This window comes from Streptomyces sp. NPDC043952 (assembly GCF_056435325.1).
Genome location: NZ_JBWKES010000001.1, coordinates 205,620 through 209,615 on the forward strand (window position 1 = coordinate 205,620; position 3,996 = coordinate 209,615).

The window sequence follows — 3,996 nt, forward strand, 5'->3', positions numbered from 1 at the left end:
CGGGGGGGGGAGGGACACAACGACTGGGGCGGGTGGGTTTTCGCGTCTGTTTGTCCCCCCCCCCCCCCCCCCCCCCCCCGACCCCGAACTGGCCGAAGCCGCCCGCGCGCTGGGCGCGCCCGTGCTGCTGAAGCCGTCGGCCGGCGGTGGCGGCAAGGGCATGCGCCTGGTGCGGGACCTGTCCGTCCTGGACGAGGAGATCGCCGCCGCCCGCCGCGAGGCCCGCGCCTCCTTCGGCGACGACACCCTGCTGGTGGAGCGGTGGATCGACCGCCCCCGGCACATCGAGATCCAGGTGCTGGCCGACGGCCACGGCCATGTGGTGCACCTCGGCGAGCGCGAGTGCTCGCTCCAGCGGCGCCACCAGAAGATCATCGAGGAGGCGCCCAGCGTCCTCCTGGACGAGGCTACGCGCGCGGCGATGGGCGAGGCCGCCGTGCAGGCGGCCCGCTCCTGCGGCTACCGGGGCGCGGGCACGGTGGAGTTCATCGTGCCGGGCAACGACCCCTCGCAGTACTACTTCATGGAGATGAACACCCGCCTCCAAGTCGAGCATCCCGTCACGGAGTTGGTGACCGGACTCGACCTCGTGGAGTGGCAGCTGCGGGTGGCGGCCGGCGAGCCGCTGGGCTTCACCCAGGACGACGTGACGCTGACCGGGCACGCGGTCGAGGCCCGCATCTGCGCCGAGGACCCCGCGCGCGGCTTCCTCCCCTCCGGCGGCACGGTCCTGCTGCTGGACGAACCGGAGGGCGACGGCGTGCGCACCGACTCCGGGCTCAGCGAGGGCACCGAGGTCGGCAGCCTGTACGACCCGATGCTCTCCAAGGTGATCGCGTACGGCCCCGACCGCGCGACCGCGCTGCGCAGGCTCCGGGCGGCGCTGGCCGGGACGGTCACGCTGGGCGTGCAGACGAACGCGGGCTTCCTGCGCCGCCTCCTCGCCCACCCGGACGTGGTGGCGGGCGAGTTGGACACCGGCCTGGTGGAACGGGCCGTGGCCGACCTGGTCCCCACGGAGGTGCCCGAGGAGGTGTACGAGGCGGCGGCGGCCGTACGCCTGGAGGCGCTGAAGCCCTCCGGCGAGGGCTGGACCGACCCCTTCTCGGTGCCGAGCGGCTGGCGGCTCGGCGGCACCCCGAAGCCGCCCGCCTTCCACCTGCGGGTCCAGGACCCGGTGACGTACACCCCACGCGGCACCGCCACCGTCACCGGCGACACGGTTGCCGTCACCCTCGACGGGCTGCGGCACACCTTCCGCCGCGCCGGTGACTGGATCGGCCGGGACGGCGACGCCTGGCAGGTGCGCGACCACGACCCGGTGGCCGACTCGCTGTCCCGGACGGGCCACGCGGGCGCCGACTCGCTGACCGCGCCGATGCCCGGCACGGTGACCGTCGTCAAGGTCGCCGTCGGGGACGAAGTGGCCGCCGGCCAGAGCCTGCTGGTGGTGGAGGCGATGAAGATGGAGCACGTCGTCTCCGCCCCGCACGCGGGCACCGTCGCCGAGCTGGACGTCACACCGGGCACCACGGTCGCCATGGACCAGGTGCTGGCCGTCATCGCGCCGAAGGAGGAGGCGGAGTGAGCACCGGGCGACTGCCCATGGTCGTACCGGCCGCGGACCTGCCCGCACGGGTGCGGATCCACGAGGTCGGCGCGCGCGACGGGCTGCAGAACGAGAAGGGTGCCGTACCGACCGAGGTGAAGGCGGACTTCATCCGCCGGCTGGCCGAGGCGGGCCTCACCACCATCGAGGCGACCAGCTTCGTACACCCCAAGTGGGTACCCCAACTCGCCGACGCCGAGGAGCTGTTCCCGCGGGTGCGCGACCTGCCCGGCGTGGAGCTTCCCGTCCTGGTCCCCAACCAGCGTGGCCTGGACCGGGCGCTGGCCCTCGGCGCCGACCGGATCGCGGTGTTCGCCAGCGCCACCGAGTCCTTCGCCAGGGCCAACCTCAACCGCACGGTGGACGAGTCCCTCGCGGTGTTCGAGCCGGTGGTGCGCGGGGCCAAGGACGCGGGCGCGCGGGTGCGCGGCTACGTCTCCATGTGCTTCGGCGACCCGTGGGAGGGCGCGGTGCCGCTGCACCAGGTGGCCCGCGTCTGCACCGCCCTGCGGAACATGGGCTGCGACGAACTGAGCCTCGGCGACACGATCGGCGTGGCCACCCCCGGACACGTCCAGGAACTCCTGAACCTGCTCAACGAGGAGGGCGTGCCGACCGACGAGATCGGCGTGCACTTCCACGACACGTACGGCCAGGCGCTCGCGAACACCTACGCGGCCCTGGAGCACGGCGTGACGACGGTCGACGCGTCCGCCGGCGGGCTGGGCGGCTGCCCGTACGCCAAGTCCGCCACCGGCAACCTCGCCACCGAGGACCTGGTCTGGATGCTGCACGGCCTCGGCATCGAGACCGGCGTCGACCTCGACCGGCTGACCGCCACCAGCGTGTGGATGGCCGCCCATCTGGACCGGCCCAGTCCCTCCCGTACCGTCCGCGCTCTCTCCCACAAGGACCAGTGATCAGCATGGACCACCGCCTCAGCCCCGAGCTGGAGGAACTCCGCCGTACGGTCGAGGAGTTCGCGCACGACGTCGTGGCGCCGAAGATCGGCGACTTCTACGAGCGGCACGAGTTCCCGTACGAGATCGTCCGCGAGATGGGCCGCATGGGCCTGTTCGGGCTGCCGTTCCCGGAGGAGTACGGCGGCATGGGCGGCGACTACCTGGCGCTGGGCATCGCCCTGGAAGAACTGGCGCGGGTGGACTCCTCGGTGGCGATCACCCTGGAGGCCGGTGTCTCGCTGGGCGCGATGCCGATCCATCTCTTCGGCACCGAGGAGCAGAAGCGCGAGTGGCTGCCCCGGCTGTGCGCGGGCGAGATCCTCGGCGGCTTCGGCCTGACCGAGCCGGACTGCGGCTCGGACGCGGGCGGCACCCGTACGACGGCCCGCCTCGACCCGGACACCGGCGAGTGGGTGATCAACGGCACCAAGTGCTTCATCACCAACTCCGGTACGGACATCACCGGGCTGGTCACGGTCACCGCGGTCACCGGCCGCAAGCCCGACGGCAAGCCGCTGATCTCCTCGATCGTCGTGCCGTCCGGCACGCCGGGCTTCACCGTCGCGGCGCCGTACTCCAAGGTCGGCTGGAACGCCTCCGACACCCGCGAGCTGTCCTTCGTGGACGTCCGCGTCCCCGCCGCCAACCTGCTCGGCCAGGAGGGCCGCGGCTACGCCCAGTTCCTGCGCATCCTGGACGAGGGCCGCATCGCCATCGCCGCCCTCGCGACGGGGCTGGCGCAGGGCTGTGTGGACGAGTCGGTGAAGTACGCCAAGGAGCGGCACGCCTTCGGCCGGCCGATCGGCGCCAACCAGGCGATCCAGTTCAAGATCGCCGACATGGAGACGAAGGCGTACACCGCCCGCCTCGCGTGGCGCGACGCCGCCTACCGCCTGGTCGCCGGCGAGCCCTTCAAGAAGGAGGCGGCCATGGCCAAGCTGTACTCCTCCACCATCGCGGTCGACAACGCCCGCGAGGCCACCCAGATCCACGGCGGCTACGGCTTCATGAACGAGTACCCGGTGGCCCGCATGTGGCGCGACTCCAAGATCCTGGAGATCGGGGAGGGCACGAGCGAGGTGCAGCGGATGCTGATCTCACGGGAGCTGGGACTGGCGGGCTGAGCCCACGGAGACTCGGGCCGAGGGGGCGTGTCCGCGCGGACGCGCCCCTTCCTCATTCCCAGCCGTGCAGCGTCAGGGCACCGTCACGGCCGAGACAGCCGCGCAGTCCGGCACGAGTGCGGTAGACCTCGCGGGCTTGGTCGGCACGGACGAGGCCCAGTCAGCAGCCCGCTGGGGGGGGGGGGGGGGGGGGGGGGGGGGGGGAGGGGGGGGGGGGGGGGATGGGGGGGGGGGGGGGGGGGGGGGGGGGGTGGTGGAGGGGGATTGCAGGAAATTGCGTCCCGGCCTGTGGGTACTCCGG

3 protein-coding genes are annotated in these 3,996 nt (G+C 72.8%); all 3 read left to right on the plus strand.

The window, feature by feature from the left end:
• A partial coding sequence (locus AC069R_RS00945) for an ATP-binding protein (RefSeq protein ID WP_478763388.1) occupies positions 1-1,588 on the plus strand: 1,588 nt, incomplete at its 5' end.
• Positions 1,589-1,605: 17 nt separating this feature from the next.
• Positions 1,606-2,529, plus strand: a complete 924-nt coding sequence (locus tag AC069R_RS00950; RefSeq protein ID WP_478763685.1) for a hydroxymethylglutaryl-CoA lyase — start codon at positions 1,606-1,608, stop codon at positions 2,527-2,529.
• A gap of 5 nt (positions 2,530-2,534) precedes the next feature.
• Entirely contained in the window at positions 2,535-3,695 is a 1,161-nt protein-coding gene (locus AC069R_RS00955) for an acyl-CoA dehydrogenase family protein (protein WP_478763389.1), read from the plus strand.
• Positions 3,696-3,996: the final 301 nt, after the last annotated feature.

Bases quoted from the DNA above. Each gene is read 5' to 3' on its own strand.
- AC069R_RS00950 (WP_478763685.1), top strand. From the start codon at position 1,606: ATGGTCGTACCGGCCGCGGACCTGCCCGCACGGGTGCGGATCCACGAG.
- AC069R_RS00955 (WP_478763389.1), top strand. From the start codon at position 2,535: ATGGACCACCGCCTCAGCCCCGAGCTGGAGGAACTCCGCCGTACGGTC.